The sequence below is a fragment of the Pseudarthrobacter leeuwenhoeki genome (assembly GCF_055412885.1).
This window is the reverse complement of record NZ_JBVAYY010000001.1, coordinates 181,218-204,299: the sequence shown is the minus strand read 5'-3', so window position 1 is coordinate 204,299 and position 23,082 is coordinate 181,218. Positions and strand designations below refer to the sequence as shown.

The 23,082-nt window shown below is 66.9% G+C and carries 20 protein-coding genes; 9 read left to right on the top strand and 11 right to left on the bottom strand.

The genetic code is table 11. The annotated features are described in order from the left end of the window. Positions 1-80: 80 nt before the first annotated feature. Positions 81-998: a DUF559 domain-containing protein gene (locus ACZYX4_RS01050; protein WP_463873024.1), complete on the top strand. Its 918-nt coding sequence runs from the start codon at positions 81-83 to the stop codon at positions 996-998. 84 nt (positions 999-1,082) lie between these two features. Here the strand turns inward: ACZYX4_RS01050 and ACZYX4_RS01045 are convergent, their stop codons facing one another. The 8 genes from ACZYX4_RS01045 to glmS form a co-directional block, all read right to left on the bottom strand. Next, entirely contained in the window at positions 1,083-2,168 is a 1,086-nt protein-coding gene (locus ACZYX4_RS01045; protein ID WP_463873023.1) for an inositol-3-phosphate synthase, read from the bottom strand. Between the two features lie 169 nt (positions 2,169-2,337). Then, entirely contained in the window at positions 2,338-3,375 is a 1,038-nt protein-coding gene (gene mgrA, locus ACZYX4_RS01040) for an L-glyceraldehyde 3-phosphate reductase (protein WP_463873021.1), read from the bottom strand. Between the two features lie 15 nt (positions 3,376-3,390). Next, positions 3,391-5,178 (bottom strand): malto-oligosyltrehalose trehalohydrolase, encoded by a 1,788-nt coding sequence (gene treZ, locus ACZYX4_RS01035; RefSeq protein WP_463873195.1) that lies wholly within the window; start codon positions 5,176-5,178, stop codon positions 3,391-3,393. A 28-nt stretch (positions 5,179-5,206) separates the two neighbouring features. Further along, positions 5,207-7,549, bottom strand: a complete 2,343-nt coding sequence (treY, locus tag ACZYX4_RS01030) for a malto-oligosyltrehalose synthase (RefSeq protein ID WP_463873020.1) — start codon at positions 7,547-7,549, stop codon at positions 5,207-5,209. Further along, positions 7,546-9,783 carry a glycogen debranching protein GlgX gene (gene glgX, locus ACZYX4_RS01025; RefSeq protein WP_463873019.1) on the bottom strand — a complete coding sequence of 746 codons (2,238 nt, stop codon included), beginning with the start codon at positions 9,781-9,783 and terminating at the stop codon, positions 7,546-7,548. Before glgX ends, treY begins: the two co-directional genes overlap by 4 nt. A 91-nt stretch (positions 9,784-9,874) precedes the next feature. Then, positions 9,875-11,401 carry an NAD(P)H-hydrate epimerase gene (locus ACZYX4_RS01020; RefSeq protein WP_463873018.1) on the bottom strand — a complete coding sequence of 509 codons (1,527 nt, stop codon included), beginning with the start codon at positions 11,399-11,401 and terminating at the stop codon, positions 9,875-9,877. A gap of 64 nt (positions 11,402-11,465) precedes the next feature. Continuing rightward, positions 11,466-11,813: a holo-ACP synthase gene (locus ACZYX4_RS01015; protein ID WP_463873016.1), complete on the bottom strand. Its 348-nt coding sequence runs from the start codon at positions 11,811-11,813 to the stop codon at positions 11,466-11,468. 4 nt (positions 11,814-11,817) lie between these two features. Then, positions 11,818-13,710: a glutamine--fructose-6-phosphate transaminase (isomerizing) gene (gene glmS / locus ACZYX4_RS01010; RefSeq protein ID WP_463873015.1), complete on the bottom strand. Its 1,893-nt coding sequence runs from the start codon at positions 13,708-13,710 to the stop codon at positions 11,818-11,820. Positions 13,711-13,843: 133 nt separating this feature from the next. Between glmS and coaA the strand changes: the two genes are divergently transcribed. Together coaA and ACZYX4_RS01000 are read left to right on the top strand one after the other, a co-directional pair. Continuing rightward, positions 13,844-14,809 (top strand): type I pantothenate kinase, encoded by a 966-nt coding sequence (gene coaA / locus ACZYX4_RS01005; RefSeq protein WP_463873013.1) that lies wholly within the window; start codon positions 13,844-13,846, stop codon positions 14,807-14,809. A gap of 5 nt (positions 14,810-14,814) precedes the next feature. After that, positions 14,815-15,726, top strand: a complete 912-nt coding sequence (locus tag ACZYX4_RS01000) for a M15 family metallopeptidase (RefSeq protein ID WP_463873011.1) — start codon at positions 14,815-14,817, stop codon at positions 15,724-15,726. Between the two features lie 79 nt (positions 15,727-15,805). Here the strand turns inward: ACZYX4_RS01000 and glmM are convergent, their stop codons facing one another. The 3 genes from glmM to rplM all read right to left on the bottom strand — a co-directional run bounded on the left by glmM (position 15,806) and on the right by rplM (position 18,338). Next, the gene (glmM, locus tag ACZYX4_RS00995; RefSeq protein WP_463873010.1) at positions 15,806-17,167 is read right to left on the bottom strand and encodes a phosphoglucosamine mutase; all 1,362 of its coding nucleotides are present in this window, start codon (positions 17,165-17,167) and stop codon (positions 15,806-15,808) included. Positions 17,168-17,348: 181 nt separating this feature from the next. Then, entirely contained in the window at positions 17,349-17,858 is a 510-nt protein-coding gene (gene rpsI, locus ACZYX4_RS00990) for a 30S ribosomal protein S9 (protein WP_463873009.1), read from the bottom strand. 36 nt (positions 17,859-17,894) lie between these two features. After that, entirely contained in the window at positions 17,895-18,338 is a 444-nt protein-coding gene (rplM, locus tag ACZYX4_RS00985) for a 50S ribosomal protein L13 (protein ID WP_024367145.1), read from the bottom strand. 291 nt (positions 18,339-18,629) lie between these two features. Here rplM and ACZYX4_RS00980 point away from each other — a divergent pair, with 291 nt between their 5' ends. The 6 genes from ACZYX4_RS00980 (at position 18,630) to ACZYX4_RS00955 (ending at position 23,060) form a co-directional block, all read left to right on the top strand. Then, positions 18,630-19,295, top strand: a complete 666-nt coding sequence (locus ACZYX4_RS00980) for a prepilin peptidase (protein WP_463873008.1) — start codon at positions 18,630-18,632, stop codon at positions 19,293-19,295. A gap of 180 nt (positions 19,296-19,475) precedes the next feature. Then, a complete protein-coding gene (locus tag ACZYX4_RS00975; protein ID WP_463873007.1) occupies positions 19,476-19,706 on the top strand; it encodes a Flp family type IVb pilin in 231 nt (76 codons plus the stop codon). A 107-nt stretch (positions 19,707-19,813) separates the two neighbouring features. Continuing rightward, positions 19,814-20,194 (top strand): TadE/TadG family type IV pilus assembly protein, encoded by a 381-nt coding sequence (locus ACZYX4_RS00970; protein ID WP_463873006.1) that lies wholly within the window; start codon positions 19,814-19,816, stop codon positions 20,192-20,194. A gap of 20 nt (positions 20,195-20,214) precedes the next feature. Then, positions 20,215-21,105, top strand: coding sequence for a pilus assembly protein TadG-related protein (locus ACZYX4_RS00965; RefSeq protein ID WP_463873004.1), 891 nt, complete (start codon positions 20,215-20,217; stop codon positions 21,103-21,105). A gap of 12 nt (positions 21,106-21,117) precedes the next feature. After that, entirely contained in the window at positions 21,118-21,855 is a 738-nt protein-coding gene (cpaB, locus tag ACZYX4_RS00960) for a Flp pilus assembly protein CpaB (RefSeq protein ID WP_463873003.1), read from the top strand. Beyond that, complete coding sequence (locus ACZYX4_RS00955; protein WP_463873002.1) at positions 21,852-23,060, top strand: AAA family ATPase; 1,209 nt, start codon at positions 21,852-21,854, stop codon at positions 23,058-23,060. Before cpaB ends, ACZYX4_RS00955 begins: the two co-directional genes overlap by 4 nt. The last annotated feature ends 22 nt before the right edge of the window (positions 23,061-23,082 follow it).

The following is a 23,082-nucleotide window of genomic DNA, read 5'->3' as shown; positions in this document are numbered from 1 at the left end:
ATGGCGACCAAAAGTGATAGCGCAACGGGGCCTGTGGATAACCGGAGCGGGGATGCGGGGTTCGGATAATAATGGTCGGCATGCGACCACCAGCAGCCCTGCCGGCCCACCTCGCCTCGGCCCCGTTCACCGTCTACGAGGCGCGGGCAGCGACCCTGGGCAGCTCCCGGCTCCGCGCTGCCGATCTCGCGACGGCCGGCCGGTTGCTCTATCTGCCCACCGGCTGGGAGTTTGAACTCCGGGGCCTGGCCCGTGCCCTGTCGGCCGCAACTCCGGGCGCGTGGATTTCGCACCTCACGGCCGCCATGCTGCTGGGCCTGTGGCTTCCGTCGTGGTGCCGCGGTTGCCGGGAACTGCATCTCAGCAAGCCCAAGGTTCTGCCGCCGGTCCGGCGTGCGGGTGTGGTCGGGCATACCGTTCTTGCGTTCGACGACGAGCTCATGGTCTGGGACGGAATCCGGATTTCAACGCCGGCCCGGACCTGGCTGGACCTCGCCCGCATCCTGCCGCTGAAGGATCTCGTCGCGGTCAGCGACCAATTGGTGCGGCAGCCCCGCCCGGAGCTGGAGGGCCGCACGGAGCCGTGGGCGACCCTTCCCCAGCTCGCGGCAATGCTCAGGCGGCACCCGAAACTCAAGGGAATCGTGAAAGCGCGCCAGGCTCTGGAGCTTATCCGGCCCGGCTCCGACTCCGCCCCGGAAACATTCCTGCGCCTGGCGTTGACCTCGGCCGGGCTGCCGGAGCCCGAACTGCAGCTCCGGATTGTGCCGGGCGACCCCTACTCCCCCGCTGCGGACCTGGGCTACCGGAGGCAACGGGTCGCTATCCAGTACGACGGCGAACACCACCGCACACGCGAACAACAGTCCCGCGACAACCGCCGCGACGAATCGTTCAATGCGGCCGGCTGGCGCTATTTCAAGTTCAACTCCGACGATCTGGCCGCTGACTTCCGCGGTGCGGTTCAACGGGTCCGGGCCGCCCTGCGCCCCCGTTAAACGCCCGTTGCCCTATCACTTGTGGCGGTCAAACCGGGGGCATGGGCACCGTAAGTGATAGGGCAACAGGGGGGATGAGCAGGTTTAGCGCTCCAGGTCCCCGCGGATGAAGGCCTCGACCTTGTCACGGGCGACGTCGTCGTTGTACTGCTCCGGCGGCGACTTCATGAAGTAGCTGGAGGCGGACAGCAGCGGGCCGCCGATGCCGCGGTCCAGGCCGATCTTGGCGGCACGGATGGCGTCGATGATCACGCCGGCGGAGTTGGGCGAGTCCCAGACCTCCAGCTTGTATTCGAGCGACACCGGCGCGTCGCCGAAGTTGCGGCCCTCGAGGCGGACGAACGCCCACTTGCGGTCATCGAGCCACTGGACGTAGTCCGAGGGGCCGATGTGGACGTCGCGCGGCGCGATGGCGGCTTCCACGTTGGAGGTGACGGCCTGCGTCTTGGAGATTTTCTTGGACTCGAGGCGGTCGCGCTCCAGCATGTTCTTGAAGTCCATGTTGCCGCCGACGTTCAGCTGGTACGTGCGGTCCAGGGTGACACCGCGGTCCTGGAACAGCTTGGCCATGACGCGGTGCGTGATGGTGGCACCGATCTGGCTCTTGATGTCATCGCCCACGATCGGGACGCCGGCGGCGGTGAACTTGTCCGCCCAGGCCTTGGTGCCGGCGATGAAGACCGGGAGGGCGTTGACGAAGCCAACGCCGGCGTCGATGGCGCACTGGGCGTAGAACTCCGCGGCTTCCTGCGACCCGACCGGCAGGTAGCAGACCATCACGTCGGCCTTGGCGTCCTTGAGGGCCTGGACGACGTCGACCGGCTCCTCCGTGGACTGCTCGATGGTCTCGAGGTAGTACTTGCCGAGCCCGTCGAGGGTCGGGCCGCGCTGGACGGTGACACCGGTCGGCGGGACGTCGGCGATCTTGATGGTGTTGTTTTCGCTGGCCAGGATGGCGTCGGCCAGATCCAGGCCCACCTTCTTGCCGTCCACGTCGAACGCGACAACGAACTCGACGTCGTTGACGTGGTACTTGCCGAACTCCACATGCATCAGGCCCGGAATCGTGGCCTTGGGGTCGGCCTCCCGGTAGTACTCGACGCCCTGGACCAGCGAGGTGGCACAGTTACCTACGCCGACGATTGCAACACGAATCGGATGTGAAGACACGGAACTCCTTTGAGGACAACTTCATGTGCCCGGCGCGGAAGTACTCTGATGCACGACGGCGGCAGCGGGCACGGCGCCGTACGGCGCCCTTTGCATTCTAGTCAACGGCCCGGGGACCTGTGTTGTTCCCGGCCGCCGCACCGCCCGTATGACGAGCGGGCGGCGAAGGTTACTTCTGTGCCCAGAGGTTGATGCCGGACTCGACGGCGAACTCGTCGATCGCCGTCAGCTCCCCGGCGCTGAAACCGAGGTTGTTGATCGCGGACAGGGTGTCCTCGAGCTGCCGGACGCTGGACGCGCCGACCAGGGCGGAGGTCACGGAGGAGCCCTTGGGCTGCTCGCGCAGGATCCAGGCGATGGCCATCTGCGCGAGGGTCTGCCCGCGGCCCCCGGCGATCCGGTGCAGCCCCCGCACCCGGTCCAGCTTGTCCTCGGTGATGCTGTCCCCGGCGAGGGACTTCTTCTGGGCGGCGCGTGAATCGGCCGGGATCCCGTTCAGGTAGCGGTCGGTCAGCATGCCCTGCGCCAGCGGCGAGAACGCGATCGAGCCGGCCCCCACCTGTTCCAGCGCCTCGTACAGGTTGGGGCTGCCGTCTTCGGTCCAGCGGTTCAGCATGGAGTAGCTCGGCTGGTGGATCAGCAGCGGGGTGCCGAGTTCCTTCAGGATCCGGGCGGCCTCGAGGGTCTGCTCCGGGGTGTAGGAGGAGATGCCGGCGTACAGGGCCTTCCCGGAGCGGACGGCCTGGTCCAGGGCGCCCATGGTCTCTTCCAGCGGCGTTTCCGGGTCGGGGCGGTGGCTGTAGAAGACGTCCACGTAGTCCAGGCCCATGCGGTTCAGCGACTGGTCCAGGCTGGCGAGCAGGTATTTGCGCGAACCCCATTCCCCGAACGGGCCCGGCCACATGTTGTAGCCGGCCTTGGTGGAAATGATGAGCTCGTCCCGGTAAGGGGCGAAGTCGTCCTTGAGGTGGCGGCCGAAGTTGGTCTCGGCGGAACCGGCCGGCGGTCCGTAATTGTTGGCGAGGTCGAAGTGGTTGACGCCGAGGTCGAAGGCCCGGCGCAGGATGGCCCGCTGGGTTTCGAAGGGCAAATCGTCGCCGAAGTTGTGCCACAGGCCCAGCGAAATGGCGGGGAGCTTCAGCCCGCTGCGTCCCACGCGGCGGTAGGGCATGGAGTCATACCGGGTGTCTGCTGCAACGTAGGTCATGCGTACTTTCCTGTCCTATTTCGTGATGATGGCGGCGCTGTGGCCGGGGAGGTCGAGCTGGCGGTCCCCGAGGTGCACGCCGCCGTCGGTGGCCAGCGCGACCGTGCTGCCGGCAACGGCGAGCCGGTTCGGTTCGGCGGAGAAGTTCATCGCGACCTCCACGCTGCCGCGGCGCAGCCGGAGCCAGCCGTCGGCCTCGCTGAAGGCCACCGCGGTGTCCTCGAAGCCCAGGCCGGCGAGCTCCGGCGTTGAGCGCCTCAGCGCGATCAGCTGCCGGTACAGCTCCAGCAGCCGGGCGTGGTCACCCTCGCCGGCCTCGTCCCAGTTGAGTTTGGAGCGGGTGAAGGTCTCCGGGTCCTGCGGGTCGGGCACGACGGCGGGGTCCCAGCCCATCCGCTCGAACTCCCGGATCCGGCCCTCCGCGGTGGCCTTCCCGAGCTCCGGCTCCGGATGCGAGGTGAAGAACTGCCACGGCGTGGTGGCGCCGTATTCCTCTCCCATGAACAGCATCGGCGTGAACGGTGAGGTCAGGGTCGCGACGGCGGCGAGCGCCAGCTGCCCGTACCCCAGCGTCTGGGACAGCCGGTCGCCGGTGGCCCGGTTGCCGATCTGGTCGTGGTTCTGGTTGCAGACCACCAGCGCCGCCGGGTGGACAAGTCCGGTGTTGATGGGCCGGCCGTGGTGCCGCCCGCGGAAGCTGGAGTAGCTGCCGTCGTGGAAGTAGCCATCGACCAGGACCTTGGCCAGGGCCTCGAGGGATCCGAAGTCCTCGTAGTAGCCCGTGGTCTCCCCGCTGACGTTGACGTGCACGGCGTGGTGGAAATCGTCGCTCCACTGCCCGGCCAGGCCGTGGCCGTTGAGGTCCCGCGGGTAGATCAGCCGGGGATCGTTGAGGTCCGACTCGGCGATCATCGTGGCGGGCCGGCCGGTTTCGGCAGTGACGTCGTCCGCGAGCGCCCCGAACTCCTCGAGCAGGTGGACCGCCCGCTCGTCCTTGAAGGCGTGCACGGCATCGAGCCGCAGCCCGTCCACGTGGTAGTCCCGCAGCCACATCGCGGCGTTCTCGAGGATGTAGCGGCGCACGACGTCGGAGCCGGGGCCGTCGAGGTTCACCGAGTCGCCCCAGGTGTTGCCCTCCCCCGACTTCAGGTACGGCCCGAACCGCGAGAGGTAGTTCCCGCTGGGGCCGAGGTGGTTGTAGACGACGTCCTGGATGACGCCGAGCCCGGCGGCATGGGCGGCGTCCACGAAGCGCTGGTACGCGGCAGGTCCGCCATAGCCCTCGTGCACGGCGTACCAGAGGACACCGTCGTAGCCCCAGTTGTGGGTGCCGTTGAAGCCGTTCACCGGCAGCAGCTCCACGAAGTCAATGCCGAGCTCCACCAGGTAGTCGAGCTTGCCGATCGCCGCGTCCAGGGTTCCTTCGGGGGTGAAGGTCCCCAGGTGCAGCTCGTAGATCACGGCTCCCTGCAGCCCGCGGCCCTGCCACTGCGCGTCCGCCCACTCGTGGCTGCCGGCGTCGAAGGTGCGGGACAGGGAGTGGACGCCCTCGGGCTGCCGCCGGGAGCGGGGGTCCGGCAGCGGGGTGCTGTCCCCGTCCAGGAGGTAGCCGTAGTCGACGTCCCCGGCGGCCGGGGCGCCCGGGGCGGTCCACCAGCCGCCGGTGCCGTCGCCATCACTACCAGCCCCGCCGCCGGGCCGTCGTGTCATCGGGTACTGCTGGCCGTCGGCGAGCAGCGTCACGGTGCCCGCTTCCGGCGCCCAGAGGTCGAAGCGGTCATTTCCGTCAGCAGGCAAAGTGATCACAGCTTTCCGTTTATCGGTGGTTCAGTCAGTGCTTGGCGGGTACCAGCAGGGCAACCGGGTAGCTGGCCAGGATGGCGGCCACCTCCACGGCGCCCGGGCCGAAGGTGGCGCCCGTCAGTTCGTCGGTCATGAGACCGTCCAGGTGGATGGCGGTGTCCCGCCAGCCGCCCTGTTGCTCCAGTCCCCGGGGCAGCCGGGTCGCGAGGGTGAGTGCCCCGGTGCCTGCGGCAGCGCAACGGTCGAAGCCGATCAGGTGCCCGGCAGCCGAGCCGGTTGCCGCCACGGGGCGGTAGCCCGTGAACAGCTCCGGGCGGTCGCGGCGCAGGCGCAGCGCCCGCGAGGTGACCAGGAGTTTCGCCGCGTCATCGGTGTACGACGCCGGGAGGTCACCGGCGTCGAGCGCGGCCAGGGCCGTGCGCCGCGCACCGTAGTCGAACGGCCGCCGGTTGTCCGGATCCGTCAGCGAACGGTCCCAGAACTCGGTGCCCTGGTACACGTCCGGGACCCCGGGCATGGTCAGCTGCACCAGCTTGGCCCCCAGTGAATTGACGGCCCCGTACGGCGCCAGAAGCTCCACAAGGGACTCCAGTTCCCCCCGGACGTCGACGTTGTCGAAGGCCGCGTCGACCGCAGCGGCCAGCTTCTCCTCGAAGCCCGCATCCGGGTCCAGCCAGTCGGTCGAGTTCCCGGCCTCCCGGGCCGCCTTCTGCGCGTAGGACTGCAGCCGGTCCCGGTCCGCGGGCCAGGCACCGGCGATGGCCTGCCACAGCAGGTTCGCCAGTGGCCCGTCGGGCAGCGGCGCCAGTTCCTGCAGCCGGGCCAGGGCGGCCCGCCATTGCGGGGCCATCTCCGCGAGCACGGAGATCCGGGCCCGGGTGTCTTCGCTGCGCTTGGTGTCGTGCGTGCTCAGCGTCGTCATGGACAGCGGAAGCTCAGCCTGCCGCCTAGCCATCCGGTGGTGGAACTCGTCCGGGTCGACGGCGAACTCGGTGGGATCGGCCCCGACTTCCGTCAGGGTCCCCAGCCGGGTGTAGCGGAAGAACGCGGTGTCCTCCACGCCCTTGGCCATGACCATGCCGGAGGTCTGCTGGAAGCGGCGTCCCAGCTCGGCGCCCGGCTCCAGGCCGGCGTCCAGGAGCAGCGGCAGCAGCTGCCCGACGGCGTCCGCCAACTCAGGGCGGCGCCGGACGGCCAGTTCGCACGCCTCTTTCAGGACGTCCGCGCCTTCGGGCAGGTAACTGCGGTAGACCGGGAAGGCGGCGATGATTTCGGACAGGGCATCGGCGGCCTGGTCGGCGCTGAGGCCGGTTCCGGACGGCACCAGCCGTGCCAGCCGGAGCATCTCGGAGTGGAGGATCCCGTCCGTGATCCGGCGCTTGGTGCCCCGGATCATCTCCTCGTAGTCCGCCGCCTGGCCACCGCGCAGCCCGGTGTCGAGGGCATCGAGGGTCTCCTGCCCGGAGGGGTCGACGAAGAGCCGGTCCACGTCCGCGAGGGCGTCGTAGCCGGTGGTTCCCTCGCAGTCGAAGCCCGCCGGAAGCACCTCCCCCGGTTCCAGGATCTTCTCGACCAGCAGGTAACTGCCGCCCGTGACCTCGCGGAGCCGGCGCAGGTACCCCTCCGGATCGGCCAGTCCGTCCGGGTGATCGATCCGCACTCCGTCGACAAGCCCGTCGCGGAACCAGCGGACAATCTCGGCGTGGGCCTCATCGAAGACCTCCGGGAGCTCGACCCGGATGCCGGCCAGGCTGTTGACGGCGAAGAACCTGCGGTAGTTCAGCTCGTTGTCGGCCCGGCGCCAGCCGACCAGCTCGTAGTGCTGCCGGTCGTGGACTTCGCGGGGGTCATCGCCCGTGGAGTCACCTGCGGTATAGGTGCCCTCGGCCAGCGGGAAGCGGTGGCCGTAGTACCGCAGCTCCCCGTCCTTGATTTCCAGCGCGTCAACGTCGGAGTCAGATCCCAGCACGGGGATCCGGATCCGGCCGCCGCCGAAGTCCCAGTCGACGTCGAACGCCGGGGCGTAGCGGGACTGCTGCCCTTCCTTGAGCAGGTACCACCACCACGGGTTCTGCGCGGGGGTTGCGACGCCGACATGGTTGGGCACGATGTCAACCAGCACGCCCATCCCGGCTTCCCGCGCTGCCCGCGACGCGGCGGCCAGACCCTCCGGTCCGCCCCGGTCGGGGTCGATCGCGGAGGGATCGGTGACGTCATAGCCGTGGTCCGAGCCCTTCTCCGCGGTCAGGATCGGCGAGAGGTAGATCCAGTCCACGCCGAGTGACTTCAGGTAGGGAACGGTCTCGGCAGCATCCTGGAGGGTGAAGCCGGGCCGGATCTGAAGCCGGTAGGTGGAGACGGGGGTCCTCATTTGGCGGCAGCTTCCGCGACGGCTGCGGCGGCGTGGTCCTGCGCCTCCGCCATCTCCTCGAAGGCTTCCTCATGCTCGGCCATGGAGGCCAGTGACGCGGCCGCGGAGTAGTCCACTTCCACCTCGGGGCCGGAATGGGCGCGCAGCACCACCATGGACTTGGCGGCGAGTTTCAGCACCGACCGCGCCTTGAGCGGCTCCCCGGTGTCGGCCTGGTCCGAGGTGTCCACCAGGACGTCCCAGACCGGTGAGTATTCCTCGGCCGGCAGCGCGAAGTCCACGTCGTCGTCGTGGGCGTTGAAAGCGAGCAGGAAGTTGTCATCGGTGATCCGGCGGCCGCGGGAGTCCTGTTCCTGGATGCCGTGTCCGTTGTAGAACACGCCGATGGTCCGGCCGAAGCCGCTGTCCCAGTCCTCCGGCAGCATTTCGGTGCCGTCCGTCGAGAGCCAGACGATGTCCGGCAGCTTCTCGCCCTCACCACGGCGTACCGGGCGGCCGTCGAAGAAGCGGCTGCGCCGGAACGTCGGGTGGTCGTGGCGGATCTTGTTGACCACTGCGGTGAACTCCACCAGCGGCTGGTCCATGGCTTCCCAGTGGATCCAGCTCAGCTCGGAGTCCTGGCAGTAGGTGTTGTTGTTGCCCTGCTGGGTGCGGCCGAGCTCGTCACCGTGCAGGAGCATCGGCACGCCCTGCGAGAGCAGCAGGGTGGCGATGAAGTTGCGCTGCTGGCGGGCACGGAGGGTCAGGACGAGGTCGTTGTCGGTGTCGCCCTCTTCGCCGCAGTTCCAGGACCGGTTGTGGGATTCGCCGTCATTGTTGCCCTCGCCGTTGGCGTCGTTGCGCTTCTCGTTGTAGGACACCAGGTCGCGCATGGTGAAGCCGTCGTGGGCCGTGACGAAGTTGATCGAGGCCACGGGGCGCCGCGCCGAGCTTTCGTACAGGTCCGCGGAGCCGGTCAGGCGGGAGGCGAATTCGCCCAGGGTGGAGGGCTCGCCGCGCCAGAAGTCGCGGACCGTGTCGCGGTACTTGCCGTTCCACTCGGTCCACTGCGGCGGGAAGTTGCCCACCTGGTAGCCGCCCGGGCCGATGTCCCAGGGCTCGGCGATCAGCTTGACCTGGGAGACGATCGGGTCCTGCTGGATGAGTTCGAAGAAGGTGGAAAGCTTGTCGACGTCGTAGAACTCGCGGGCGAGCGTGGAGGCGAGGTCGAAGCGGAAACCGTCGACATGCATTTCTGTCACCCAGTAGCGCAGGGAGTCCATCAGCAGCTGGAGCGAGTGCGGGTTGCGGACGTTGAGGGAGTTTCCGGTGCCGGTGTAGTCCATGTAGTGCTTCAGGTCGTCGTCGACGAGGCGGTAGTAGGCCTGGTTGTCGATGCCCTTGAAGGACAGGGTGGGGCCGAGGTGGTTGCCTTCCGCGGTGTGGTTGTAGACCACATCCAGGATCACTTCCATGCCGGCCTTGTGCAGATCGCGGACCATGGCCTTGAATTCCTGGACCTGGTGCCCGACGTCGCCGGAGGAGCTGTAGGTGTTCTGCGGGGCGAAGAATCCGATGGTGTTGTAGCCCCAGTAGTTGCTGAGGCCCTTTTCCTCGAGCGTGCCGTCGTTGACGAACTGGTGGACGGGCATGAGCTCGATCGCCGTGACGCCGAGCTTCTTCAGGTGGTCAATGACCGCCGGGTGCGCGACGCCGGCATAGGTGCCGCGCTGGTCTTCGGGGACCTCCGGGTGCAGCTCGGTCAGGCCCTTGACGTGGGCCTCGTAGATGACCGACTGGTGGTAGGGGATCCGCGGCTGGCGGTCGCCGTCCCATTCGAAGAACGGGTTGATGACCACGCCGTGCATGGTGTGTGGTGCCGAATCACTGTTGTTGAGGGATTCGGGGTCGCCGAACTCGTAGGTGAAGAGCGCCGGGTCCCAGTCGATTTGGCCCTGGATGGCCTTGGCGTAGGGGTCCATCAGCAGCTTGTTCGGGTTGAAACGGTTGCCGTTCTTGGGCTCGTACGGGCCGTGGACCCGGTAGCCGTACTTCTGGCCGGGCTGGATGTGCGGCAGGTAGCAGTGCCACACGTAGCCGTCCACCTCGGTCAGCTCAATGCGGGTCTCGGTCAGGTCGTCAGACAGGATACAAAGCTCCACCCGTTCCGCGAGTTCGCTGAACAGGGCAAAGTTGGTGCCGGTGCCGTCAAAAGTGGCTCCCAGCGGGTATGCCGTTCCGGGCCAGACTTCCATGTTTACTCCTCGTGCGTGGCGAAAATTCTCTAGACAGACTACTGGTAAGTAGGGTTACTAATTGACTCGGCGCACTTGGGGTGCGCGATTATTACAGCTTGGCCATGACCCCCCGCACGGATTGCGCGACGTCCGACGCCGTCACCGGCCCGCCGTCCGAGGCGAGGCTTCCGGCCCGGCCGTGGACACTGGCCGCCAGCGCCGCGATGCCGGCCCACCGGTCATCGGCACGGATCCCGAGGGAAGCGAACGTCTCCGGGACCCCGGCCAGCTGCGCGAGCAGGGCCCCCAGGATGCCGGCCAGGACGTCCCCGCTGCCGGCGGTTGCCAGCCAGGGGGTCGCGTCGGCCTGGCTGAAGACGGCCCCCGAAGGAGCGGCCACGAGTGTCGTGGCGCCTTTGAGCAGGACGGTGGCCCCGGTGAGGTCACTGGCCCGCCGGGCGGCCGCGAGGGTGGCGCCCTCCACTCCGGGGCGGCCGGGGGCGGCGCCGTAGCCCGCCAGCAGGGTAACAAGTTCCCCGGCGTGCGGTGTCAGTACGAAGTGGGGGGCAAGGGTCCGGGGCAGGGCCGGAAGTGCCCCGGCGTCGGCCACGACGGGAAGCCCGGTGGCCGCGGCGTCGCGGACACGTTCGAGCTGCTCGTGGGCGTGTTCGTCGATCCCCGGTCCCAGCAGCCAGGCCTGGACGTGGGCGTCCGCGGCGCTGCCGGAGCCGCACACGACTTCCGGGCAGGACCGGCGGACCAGGTCAGCGACGTCCGGAGGGCCGAGGTAACGCACCATGCCCGCGCCGGCGGCCAGCGCACCGCGGCAGGCCAGGACCGCGGCGCCGGGGTACTCCTGCGAGCCGGCCACGACGCCCAGGACGCCGCGGGAATATTTGTGGGAGCGCCGCCCGGGGTGGGGCAGGAGCGCGGCGAGGTCCGCGGACTGCAGCCGGCGCAGGGCCGGCTCCGGCAGGGCAGCCTCGATCCCGATCGGAATCACCTGCACACGGCCGGCGAAATCCGCCCCCGGATCGGCCAGCAGTCCGGCTTTGGCCGCCCCGAACGTCACGGTCAGCTCCGCGCGGAGCACGGGGGGATGGGCTTCTCCGCTGTCAGCGTCCACGCCGCTGGGAATGTCGCAGGCCACCACAAGCCCGGGCCGGGAGCGTCCCAGCGCCTCGATCAGCTCCGCGGCTGGGCCGCGGAGCCCGCCCTGTGCGCCCGTGCCAAGGACCGCGTCGATGACGACGACGGAGGCCGTGGCGGCTGCCGACGCGCCGGTGACGTTTCCCTGCGTCAGACGGATCACCCGGCCGCCGGCCTTTTCCAGAGCGTGCAGTCCTTCCGGGTGGGCCTCCCCCGCGGTGAGTACCGCCGTCGTCCGCATGCCGCGGCCGGCCAGCATGGCGGCCGCGAACAGCCCGTCCCCGCCGTTGTTGCCCTTGCCGGCGAGCACGGTGACGCTGGCCCCGTAGAGGCGCTCCCCGCGGGCGCGCAGTTCGCGGACCACCGCGTTGGCGAGCCCGTGGGCGGCCCGCTGCATAAGAACAGCGCCCGCGCCAGCACCCAGGCGTGCGTCGAGAAAGCTTCTTTCTGTGTCTCGTATCTGGGTTCCGGTGTAGGCGCTGATCATGGTTTTCAATCCATTCGCGGTGCAGTCGCTGTGGGAGGTGCGGCGTGGTTCGTGTTGGTGGTGCTCAGCCTTCGGCGATGACGGTCGCCGTGGCGATGCCGCCGTCGTGGCTCATGGACAGGTGCCAGCGTTTGACGCCCTTCGACGCGGCGACGGCCAGCACGGTGCCCTTGACCTGGACCGTGGGACCGTTCTTGTCCAGCCCGATCCAGCAGTCCTGCCAGTTCATGCCGGCCGGGGCGCCGAGGACCTTGGCCACGGCCTCCTTGGCGGCGAACCGGGCAGCCAGGGAGCGTGTGTTCAGTTCGCGCTCCGCGGGGACGAACAGCCTGTCGCGCAGCCCGGGGGTGCGCTCCAGCTGCCGGCCGAACCGTTCTATGTCTACGACGTCTACGCCAATGCCAACAATCATGGCGCTATTCTACGGTCACGCTCTTGGCCAGGTTGCGAGGCTGGTCCACGTCGTAGCCCTTGGCGGACGCCAGGGCGAGGGCGAAAATCTGCAGCGGGACCGTGCTGAGCAGCGGGGCCAGCAGCGTGGGGGTCTCCGGGATGTAGAAGACGTGCTCGGCGTAGGCCTTGACGGCCTCGTCGCCTTCTTCGGCGATCACGATCGTCTTGGCGCCGCGCGCCCGGACTTCCTGGATGTTGGAGACGACCTTGGCGTGCAGCGAGTCCCGGCCGCGGGGCGAGGGAACCACCACGAAGACGGGCTGGCCCTCCTCGATCAGCGCAATCGGGCCGTGCTTGAGCTCACCGGCGGCGAATCCCTCGGCGTGGATGTAGGCGAGCTCCTTGAGCTTGAGCGCGCCCTCCATCGCCACCGGGAAGCCGACGTGGCGGCCCAGGAACAGCACGGACCTGGCCTCGGCCATGGACTGGCCGAGCTCCTTGATCTGGGCCTCGTTGTCGAGGATCTGCTGGATCTTGGCCGGGATCTTGTGGAGGTCCGCGAGGATGTCCTTGATCTCGCCCTGGAACTTGTTGCCGCGCAGCTGGGCCAGGTAGAGGCCCAGGAGGTAGGCGGCGGTGATCTGCGCCAGGAAGGCCTTGGTGGAGGCGACGGCGATTTCCGGGCCCGCGTGGGTGTACAGCACGGCGTCGGATTCACGCGGGATGGTGGAACCGTTGGTGTTGCAGATCGAGACCGTCTTGGCGCCCTGTTCCTTGGCGTAGCGGACGGCCATCAGGGTGTCCATGGTCTCCCCGGACTGGGAGATCGAGACGATCAGGGTGTTCTCGTCCACGATCGGGTCGCGGTAGCGGAATTCGTGGGAGAGCTCCACCTCGGTGGGGATCCGGCACCAGTGCTCGATCGCGTACTTGGCGACCTGTCCGGCGTAGGCGGAGGTTCCGCAGGCGAGGACGATGATCTTGTCGACGCTCTTGAGCAGTTCCGGATCAATCCGCAGCTCGTCCAGGGTCAGCCGGCCGTTAATGTCCGAGCGGCCCAGCAGGGTCTGCAGCACGGCGTCCGGCTGGTCGTGGATTTCCTTTTCCATAAAGGACGGGAAGCCGCCCTTCTCCGCGGAGGCCGGATCCCAGTTGACGTGGTATTCCTTGCCCTCGGCCGGGGCGCCGTAGAAGTCCGTGATCTCCACGGTGTCGGCGGTGATGGTGACGATCTGGTCCTGGCCAAGTTCCACAGCGCGGCGGGTGTAGTCGATGAAGCCGGAGACGTCGGAGCCGAGGAAGTTCTCGCCGTCGCCGAGGCCCACAACGAGCGGGGAGTTGCGGCGGGCCGCCACGACGATGTCGGGCTGGTCCGCGTGGATGGCGAGGAGGGTGAAGGCGCCCTCGAGGCGCTGGCAGGCCAGCTGCATGGCCTGGGTCAGGTCGCCCCTGGACGAGCCGCCGTGGACCTGGTTGCGGTAGATGTCCCCCAGCAGCGCGGCGGCCACTTCGGTGTCGGTCTCGGAGTGGAAGACGACGCCCTTGTGCTTGAGCTCCAGCTTGAGCTCGGCAAAGTTTTCGATGATGCCGTTGTGGATCACGGCCAGCTTGCCCTCATCGGAGAGGTGCGGGTGGGCGTTCTGGTCGGTCGGGCCGCCGTGGGTCGCCCAGCGCGTGTGACCGATGCCGGTCAGCGATTCCGGCAGCGGGTTGGCCTCAAGTTCGGCAATCAGGTTGCTCAGTTTGCCTGACTTCTTGCGCGACGAAATGGTCCCGTCAGCTACCACGGCGATGCCTGCAGAGTCGTAGCCACGGTATTCCAGGCGCCGCAGTCCTTCAAGGACAACGTTCAGGGCATTGTGTCCAGTATTTACCCGGCCAGCGGAGTGGCCCACATATCCAACGATTCCACACATGGGCTTAAGCCTAGCGGGTTTCCCGGACAGCGGACGTAGGACCATCGATTCCAACACGCCTTCTCCCGCCCGTGCGGGGCGGCTGCGGCACGTTCATTTCGCTCTCGGCCCGCCGGAGGGCACAATCTCTAAGGTGACTTTGCAACGCAATGAAGCGAACGGCGACGGCGCCTCCCCGTTCGTGGAGCTGGACCGGCAGACCTGGTCCCGGCTCGCTGCCCAGATGGAGCAGCCCCTCAACGAGGAGGACGTACTCCGTCTCCGCGGCCTCGGTGACCCCCTGGACATGAAGGAAGTCCGCGATGTCTACCTTCCGCTGTCCCGGCTCCTGCACCTGTATGTCGAGGCGGCAGGCCAGCTTCATGCGGCAACCACCACCTTCCTGGGCGAGCAGACCCAGCGCACGCCGTTCGTGATCGGCGTCGCCGGTTCGGTGGCCGTGGGCAAGTCCACCATCGCGCGTGTACTCCGCGAAATGCTCCGCCGCTGGCCCGGCACCCCCAATGTGGAGCTCATCACCACCGACGGCTTCCTGTACCCGCTGGCGGAACTCAAGCGCCGCCAGCTGCTGGAGCGCAAGGGATTCCCCGAGTCCTACGACCGCCGCGCACTGCTCCGCTTTGTGAGCGAGATCAAGGGCGGCGCCGAGGAAGTCCGGGCGCCCTGGTACTCGCACGTGACCTATGACATCGTCCCGGGCAAGGAAGTGGTGGTGCGCCGCCCCGACGTGCTGATCGTCGAGGGCCTGAACGTTCTGGCGCCGGCCCGGCCGCGGCATGACGGCCGGCAGGGCCTGGCCCTGAGTGACTTCTTCGATTTTTCCATCTATGTTGATGCTAAAACGTCCTACATCGAGGAGTGGTACGTGGAGCGCTTCCGCACACTCCGGACCACCGCGTTCGCGCAGCCCGAGTCCTACTTCCACCGCTATGCCACCCTCACGGACGCAGAGGCGGAACAGACTGCCCACGAGATCTGGAAGCGCATCAACGAACCGAACCTGGAGGAGAACGTGCTCCCCACCCGCGGCCGCGCCCAGCTGGTGCTCACCAAGGACGCCGACCACTCCATCCGCCGCATGCTGCTCCGCAAGGTCTAGCACAGGTGTGCCACGACGGGTCTGCTGAGCGTCCGGTCGCGCCGGAGCCCGTCCCCGGCCCGCCCAGCCGGCGGGCCTTCAGCCGCCTGCTGCTGGCCGGCTCGGGCCTGGCAGCCCTGAGCGCCTGCGCCCCGGGAGCGGCCCGTCCGACGGCGCCTGCCCCGGCGTCCACATCCTCACCCTCCGCGACGACGGCGGGTACCACCTCGGCAGCCTCCGCCGCCCCGCCCTCCGCTGAGCCCCTGCCGGACATTCCCGCCGCGACGGCGCCGGCCTCCACACCGCCGGCCCCTGAGCCCTCCGCTGCCGCGCCCCGGCACTCGCTCACCGACCCCGCGAGTCCCTGGGTGGTGGTGAACAAGCACAGGCCGCTCTCGCCCGCCGCCTATGTGCCGGCCGACCTTGTCCAACCACGAGTGCGCCTGGCCACCTCCGGTGAAGCGGCGCTGCTCAACAGCACGACGGCGGGTGCGGCGGAGAAGATGTTCGCGGCGGCCGCGGCGGCCGGCGTCGTCCTCACCCTCGCGAGCGGCTACCGCTCCTTCAACACCCAGATCGTCACCTACAACAAGTGGGTTAATGCGGACGGACAGGCCGCGGCGGACACTGTCTCCGCGCGTCCGGGCTATTCGGAACACCAGACCGGCTGGTCCTTTGACATCGGGGACGGCAGCGGGAGGGACAGCTTCACCCCCGCATTCGCCAATCAGCCGGCAGCGGTCTGGGCGAAGGCCAACGTCCACCTGTTCGGCTTTGTGGTGCGCTACCCGTGGTCGTTCCATGAGATCACCGGCTACTTCTACGAGCCCTGGCACCTGCGCTACGTGGGCGTGGAGGCGTCAACGGACATGCAGAAGCGTGGCGTTGCCACCCTCGAGGAGTACTTCGGGCTCGAAGCGGCGCCGGCCTACCTGTAGCCTGATGGCCTGATGACCTGAACGACAATGGCGCGTCCCCTACGGGGAAGCGCCATTGTCTTGCGGTTCGTGGCGCGGCTCAGTCCGAGACGAGCGCGAGGGCCAGCTCGGTCCGGACCACCTGCGCCAGGCGCTCCGCGACGGCCTGGGCGGTCTCCTGCGATGCTGCCTCAACCATGACGCGCACCACCGGTTCGGTGCCGGAGGGGCGCAGGAGCACGCGGCCGGTGTCGCCGAGCTCGGCTTCGGCGAGGGCCACGGCCGCTGCCACGGCGTCGTCGCCCTTGACCCGGGTCCGGTCCACTCCTCTGACGTTGATCAGGACCTGCGGAAGCTTGGTCATGACCTTGGCCAGGTCCTTCAGCGGACGGCCCGTGAGTGCGACCTGGGCGGCAATCTGCAGGCCGGTGAGGACGCCGTCGCCGGTGGTGGCGTGGTCGGCGAAGATCACGTGGCCGGACTGCTCGCCGCCGAGGTTGAAGCCGCCTTCGCGCATCCCTTCCAGGACGTAGCGGTCGCCCACACCGGTTTCGCGCAGGCTGATGCCGGCCTCACGCAGTGCGATCTTGAGTCCGAGGTTGCTCATCACAGTCGCGACGAGGACGTCGTCCTTGAGCTTGCCCGAGGCTTTCAGCGCCACGGCGAGGATGGCCATGATCTCGTCGCCGTCGACTACGGTTCCTTCGTGGTCCACGGCGAGGCAGCGGTCAGCGTCGCCGTCGTGCGCAATTCCCAGGTCGGCTCCGTGCTCCAGGACGGCCAGCTTCAGCGGCCCCAGGTGGGTTGACCCGACGCCTTCGTTGATGTTGAGGCCGTCCGGCTCGGCGCCGATGACAATGACGTCGGCACCCGCGTCCTTGAAGACCTGGGGGGAACAGCCGCTCGCTGCACCGTGGGCGCAATCCAGCACCACTTTGACTCCGTCCAGGCGGTGCGGGAGGGTGCCGAGCAGGTGGACGATGTAGCGGTCCTCGGCGTCGGAGAAGCGCTGGATCCGGCCGACCCCGCCGCCGACCGGGCGGCGCGGCTCTCGGCCGAGCTGTGCCTCGATGGCGTTTTCCACGTCGTCGGGGAGCTTCTGGCCGCCGCGGGCAAAGAACTTGATGCCGTTGTCCGGGGCCGGGTTGTGGGAGGCGGAGATCATCACACCGAAGTCTGCGTCCAGGTCTGCCACCAGATAGGCCGCGGCCGGGGTGGGAAGCACGCCGGCATCGAAGACATCGATGCCGGAGCTGGCCAGGCCCGCCTCGACGGCGGCCCCAATGAACTCACCGCTCGCGCGGGGGTCGCGGGCCACCACGGCGCGTGGCCGTCTTCCGCTGGTATTGCGGTCGTGGCCCAGCACAACGGCGGCGGCCTGGGCCAGCTGCAAGGCCAGCTCGGCGGTCAGCAGGCCGTTGGCCAAACCTCGGACTCCATCAGTTCCAAATAATCTAGACATCGGGACAAGTTTAGACGATGGGGTGGGCGCTTCCGGTCCCGGGGCCGCTTGGCCGGCCCGCGGCGCCGCCGGGATAACGGCCATATGCCATTGTTTGCGCTGCTTATACGGCGAAAGCCCGCCCCGCCACAAAGGGCGGAACGGGCTTTCGTGCAAACGCCAAGGGCGTCTGGAAGCGGGATTAACGCTTCGAGTACTGCTGAGCCTTACGGGCCTTCTTGAGGCCGGCCTTCTTGCGCTCGATGACGCGGGCGTCACGGCGCAGGTAACCGGCCTTCTTCAGGGTGGCGCGGTTGTTCTCGGTGTCGATCTCGTTCAGTGAACGGGCGATGCCAAGACGCAGGGCACCGGCCTGGCCGGAAATGCCACCACCGTGGATGCGGGCAATAACGTCGTAGGCGCCGTCAAGATCGAGGATCTTGAAGGGCTCGTTGACGTCCTGCTGGTGCAGCTTGTTCGGGAAGTAGTTGGCCAGCTCGCGGCCGTTGATGATCCACTTGCCGGTGCCGGGCACAATGCGAACACGTGCGACAGCTTCCTTGCGACGGCCAACTGCTGCGCCGGCAACCGTAAGGGCCGGGCGTTCCTTCTTGGGCGCTTCTGCTTCCGCAGGACCGCTTTCCGAGGTGTAGCTGGTCGGGTTTTCCTCAGCCACAACGGCCTCGGTGGTCAGTTCTTCGTTCTGAGCCACGATTCTCCTTGATTAAAAGTTTGTTGGTGGCCAGGACTACTGGGCGACCTGGGTGATTTCGTACGTCTTGGGCTGCTGGGCGGCGTGGGGGTGCTCGGCACCCTTGTAGACCTTCAGCTTGCCCAGCTGCTGTGCAGCGAGGGAGTTCTTCGGGAGCATGCCCTTGATGGCCTTCTCCACGGCGCGGACCGGGTTGGATTCCAGCAGCTCCGCGTAGGTGACGGAGGTCAGGCCGCCCGGGTAGCCGGAGTGGCGGTATGCGCGCTTCTGCTCCAGCTTGGCGCCGGTGAGGGCAACCTTCTCAGCGTTGATGATGATGACGAAGTCGCCCATGTCCATGTGGGACGCAAAGGTGGCCTTGTGCTTGCCGCGCAGCAGGATTGCGGTCTGGCTCGCGAGACGACCAAGGACAACGTCTGTGGCGTCAATGACGTGCCACTGGCGGTTGATATCGCCGGGCTTCGGGGTGTACGTACGCACGGTGTTTGCCTCGTTCTTGTTCTGGCGTTCTTGTTTTAGGCGTCACACGAAGGTGCACCTACTATCTATGCGCTACCGGAACAGAGGTGAGGGCTCTATGTAACCAGTCGTCCTGAGTCTCGAATATGCCCGTTGGGTAGTCATCCTGCAACCGGATTCCCAGACGGGCACGCGTCATCGAGAAGGACACGCACAACGACTACCAATAATAGCGGATGACGTGTCACTGGGTCAAAATGGGGTGTCCGGATGCACTCTGCCCGCCCCGGCCGCCGCATCCCTGGAGGAAACGTGCTCGACACCGCCGCCGCTGGCTTCGCTTCGCCGCTGTTTATTGCCGGGGTCGGGCTGGCTGGCATGTGCCTGGGGCTGGTGGCCGACGCCGTGATCCGGCGGACCCTCCCCCGGCTCGCCGGCACTGCCTCCATACGGCTGGGAATCACGACGGCGGCGGTCACTTTTGTCCTCTCCGCCGCATTGGCACTGCGGTTCGGCATGGACTGGGCGCTGCCGGCATTCCTGGTGCTGGGCGTACTAGCGGTCCAGCTTGCCCGGATTGACCTGACCCACCATTTGCTGCCGAATCCTTTGGTGCTGACACTATTGCTGGCAGGTCTGATGCTCTTGGCTGTGGGCAGCACGGTCACTGCAGGGTGGGCCGGACTGTTCCGTGGAGCCGCCGGTGCAGCCATCCTGTTCGTCGTCTTCCTGATTCTGGCGATCATTTCACCCCGCGGCATCGGCATGGGGGACGTGAAACTCGCCGCACCCGTGGGCCTGTACCTGGGTTACCTGGGATGGGGCCAACTCTTCTACGGCGGCGCCCTTGGCTTTGTGCTCGGCGCCATGGTCTCCGCCATGCTGATGCGGCTGAAACACGCCGATAAGACCTCCGCCGTCGCCTTTGGGCCGTCCATGCTGGCGGCAGCGCTGGGCGTATCGCTGCTTATGGTGTGAACGTACGATCGCGAACCCATGAACCTGCAGCCGAGACGCAGGAAATGCGCAGTAATCGCCCTACTTGCGAGGGCTTAGCGCAGGATGTGGCATGATCCGGATATTGGGGCGGATTGGCTTGCTAGCTTGGCTCTTGTGCTGGCAAGGGGCCAGCCACCTCGCACCCTCCAGGAGCATTTCATGGTCTCTATCATCGCTACCCTCCACGTCTTCGGGCACAACCTCAAGCAGCGGTTGACCCGCGAAGAAACCGGCGCCACAGCTGTTGAATACGCGCTGATGGTCGGTCTCATCGCTGTTGTGCTGATCGGCGGGCTGACTGTCTTCGGGCCTCAGCTGAGCGGCTTCTTCGAGGGTTTGGGCGACCAGCTCAATATCACCGGCAAAGCGCCCGTCACCGTCACCCCTTAATTCTCTTAATGTAGGAGTCACGGATTCCGCGACTCGAGACATAAAAGACGGGTGAGGCAGCGGTCCCTGACGGGCCGCTGCCTTCCGCGGCAGGATAAGAAAGAGCAATGAAACAACAGAGGAATGAAACAGGCGCCGCAGCGGTGGAGTTCGCCCTCGTTGTTCCTCTCTTGCTGCTTCTTTTGCTGGGCATAATCGAATTCGGCCGGGTGTTCAACGCCCAAATGCAGGTTACCGCCGCTGCCCGGGAAGCGGTGCGGGTAATGGCGATCCAAAAGGACGTGGGCCCTTCGATTGAGAAAGCCATCGCCAGCGCACCCGGCCTGAACCCGGCGCTGGCTGCGGGCCAAGTCACTGTATCGCCCGATTCATGTACCACTAGCGCTGACGCGACCATCACCATCACCTATTCTTTGACTCTGCTGTCCGGCCTCTTCGGCCAGTCCATTCCGCTCGCCGGACGGGCGGTCATGCGATGCGGCGGGTAGCAGATAACGAAACCGGAGCCGTGGCCGTTATGACGGCACTGCTGATGGTTGTCCTGCTGGGTATGACGGCCATAGTTGTTGATATCGGCATGCTCTACGCGGAACGCGCGCAGCTGCAGAACGGAGCTGACGCGGCCGCCCTGGCCATCGCACAGGACTGTGCCCCAGTCCCCGCCCCCGCAAGCTGTGGCGACTACGTGGCAACCGCCAACCGCTTAGCCAACGCAAACGCGAATGACAACCACTCCGCCGCAACAACCACGAAGACCAGTAACACCGTCACCGTCCGGACCAGCACGGTAACCTCTGACGGCAGCCCAGCCATCCGGCACTGGTTTGCTCCGATCCTTGGAATTGATTCCACCCGTGTCGAGGCCGACGCCGAGGCATCCTGGGGCAGCCCGTCCAAGGCCACGGTTTTTCCATTCACCGCGCCGAGGTGCCTGTTTGACCAAACCCCGACAAGTACCGAGGTCTGGATCTCCGACCAATCAACGTGCGTCGGAGCCGCGGGGACCAAGCTCCCCGGAGCGTTCGGTTGGCTGGACGAAGACGGACACAAGACCTGCCGGGTCAGTGTGGATGTGGACCAAACCATCATGGGCGGGGCGCCCGGCAAGAGCGGACCGCAGAACTGCGACATCGACGGTGTCACCATTCTGTTGCCGGTTTACGACCAAGCCTCCGGAAACGGCCAGGGCGTTAGGTATGTCATTCACGGTTTTGCCGCCTTTAAGGTAACGGCCCATAGCTGGCCCAGTAACAAGCTCACCCAGCCCGGCTGCGACAAATGTACCGGCGTCAAGGGAAAGTTCATTACGCTGGTCTCGCTTAAGGATCTGCAGTCATTTGGCGTCGAAGAGCTCGGCGGCCCGGCCCTCAACGCATTCTTCGTCACCCTCAGCCGCTAGGAGCCATTCACCGTGAACAGCCGAATTCTTGCGGGCGTCGTCGCCGTTCTGCTGGCAGTGGTCGGCACTGTCCTCCTCGTCTCCTACGTCGCCGGCGCCGACAAAAGGGCCCTCGCAGGGATGGAGACCATCGACGTGCTGGTTGTGACCAAAGCGGCGCCGGCGGGGACCTCCGCCAGCGCCCTGACCGAGTCCGTGAGCCTGCAGTCCGTGCCCAGAAAGGTCGTGGCAGCTGATGCCGTCAGCTCCCTCGCGGACCTCGGCGGACTGGTCACCACCGTCGACCTGGTTCCCGGCGAACAGCTCATTAAGGCGCGCTTAGTAGACCCTGCCAGCCTGAAAGCCAAGGGAGCCATCGAAGTCCCGGACGGAATGCAGGAGATTTCCATCCAGTTGGAACCGCAACGCGTGGTCGGTGGCCAACTCCGGCCCGGTGACACGGTCGGAATCTTCGTTTCTCTGGAAGCTGGCGATGACGGTACGCCCGTAACCCATCTCGCCCTGCACAACGTGCTGGTCACAGCCATTCAGGGTCTCGCTGCCGTCCCCGAGGCGGCCGCGTCCGGCAGTTCCCCGGCAGCCGCCCCGGTTCCGCCGGGCAGTGTGATCGTCACCTTGGCACGAACGGGGGCCGACGCTGAGAAAATCCTGTTCGCGCAGGAATTTGGCAGGATCTGGTTGTCAAAAGAGCCTTCCACCGCCGCTGAGGGCGGAACCCGGCAAATGACCGCAAAGGATCTGTTCAAGTGAGCCGCTACGCAGTGGTCAGCACCGATCCCGAATACCACGAGCGGTTGAGCGCCGCAGCCACCGGCGTTTTGGCAGGGGAAGTATATTCCTGGTCCGGCGAAGCTTTCCCAAACGAACCAGCGGATCTGCTGTTGCACCTTCCGGACCCCCAACTCCTCGACGTAGTGGTCCTGGGTCCGGGAGTTCCCCCGGACGCCGCCCTTCGTCTTGCGGCCGACTTCGAAATCCAGCGGCCGGAGGTATCAATACTGCTGGTCGCCCCGCCCAGCCCGGAGCTCGTGCTCTCTGCCATGCGCGCTGGTATCCGCGATGTCCTTGAGCCCGACGCCGATGCCAGCAGCATGAGCGCACTGCTCCACCGCGCCACCCGCAGCGCATCCATCCGGCGTCATGCCGCCGGCCTGCATCCCGACGACAGCGCTGGCACCACGAGTGGACGGGTCATTGCGGTCATCTCCCCAAAGGGCGGGGCGGGCAAAACCACGGTGGCCAGCAATCTCGCCGTCGGCTTGGCTGCGGGAGCACCCCACGCCGTTGTGCTCCTTGATCTCGATCTGCAGTTCGGTGACGTGGCTACGGCCCTCTCCATCACGCCGGATCATTCAGTCAATGACGCAGTTCACGGCCCCGCCAGGCGGGACAACATGGTGCTCAAATCCTTCCTCAGTGCACATTCTTCCGGACTGTACGCTCTGTGCGCCCCGGCCCTCCCGGGCGCCGCGGACGAGGTCACCGGCGATGATATCGCCCATCTCGTGGACCAGCTTGCGGGTCTGTACAAGTTTGTCGTCATCGACACCGCCCCCGGTCTGTCCGAACAGACCCTCGCGGCGCTCGACCAGGCCACGGATCTCGTCCTGGTTACCAGCATGGACGTTCCCGGCGTGCGGGGAATGCGCAAGGAACTGGATGTCCTGCGGGAACTCGGCATGGCCGCGACCAGGCGGCATCTGGTCCTCAACGCGGCGGACCCTCGCGACGGGATTTCTCAGCAGGATGTGGAAACCACTCTCGGTGTCAACGTCGACGTCGTCGTTCCGGCTTCCCGTACGCTGCGGATATCCACCAACCGCGGCGTTCCTCTGCTGTCCCGGAACGGGCGTGATCCGGCCAGCAAGGCTCTGCGCAAACTGGTTAGCCGCTTTGCGCCGACTGCTAAACCTGCCCGAAAGCGCTCTGCCAGACACCGGATTGGAACATCGTGAATCTCGCCCAGCGCCTGGAAGC

Excerpts from the sequence above, each read along its gene's own strand:
- ACZYX4_RS01050 (WP_463873024.1), top strand. The coding sequence starts at position 81 with ATGCGACCACCAGCAGCCCTGCCGGCCCACCTCGCCTCGGCCCCGTTC.
- mgrA (WP_463873021.1), bottom strand. The coding sequence starts at position 3,375 with ATGACCTACGTTGCAGCAGACACCCGGTATGACTCCATGCCCTACCGC.
- treY (WP_463873020.1), bottom strand. The coding sequence starts at position 7,549 with ATGAGGACCCCCGTCTCCACCTACCGGCTTCAGATCCGGCCCGGCTTC.
- glgX (WP_463873019.1), bottom strand. The coding sequence starts at position 9,783 with ATGGAAGTCTGGCCCGGAACGGCATACCCGCTGGGAGCCACTTTTGAC.
- ACZYX4_RS01020 (WP_463873018.1), bottom strand. The coding sequence starts at position 11,401 with ATGATCAGCGCCTACACCGGAACCCAGATACGAGACACAGAAAGAAGC.
- ACZYX4_RS01015 (WP_463873016.1), bottom strand. The coding sequence starts at position 11,813 with ATGATTGTTGGCATTGGCGTAGACGTCGTAGACATAGAACGGTTCGGC.
- glmS (WP_463873015.1), bottom strand. The coding sequence starts at position 13,710 with ATGTGTGGAATCGTTGGATATGTGGGCCACTCCGCTGGCCGGGTAAAT.
- glmM (WP_463873010.1), bottom strand. The coding sequence starts at position 17,167 with ATGTCTAGATTATTTGGAACTGATGGAGTCCGAGGTTTGGCCAACGGC.
- ACZYX4_RS00975 (WP_463873007.1), top strand. The coding sequence starts at position 19,476 with ATGGTCTCTATCATCGCTACCCTCCACGTCTTCGGGCACAACCTCAAG.
- ACZYX4_RS00970 (WP_463873006.1), top strand. The coding sequence starts at position 19,814 with ATGAAACAACAGAGGAATGAAACAGGCGCCGCAGCGGTGGAGTTCGCC.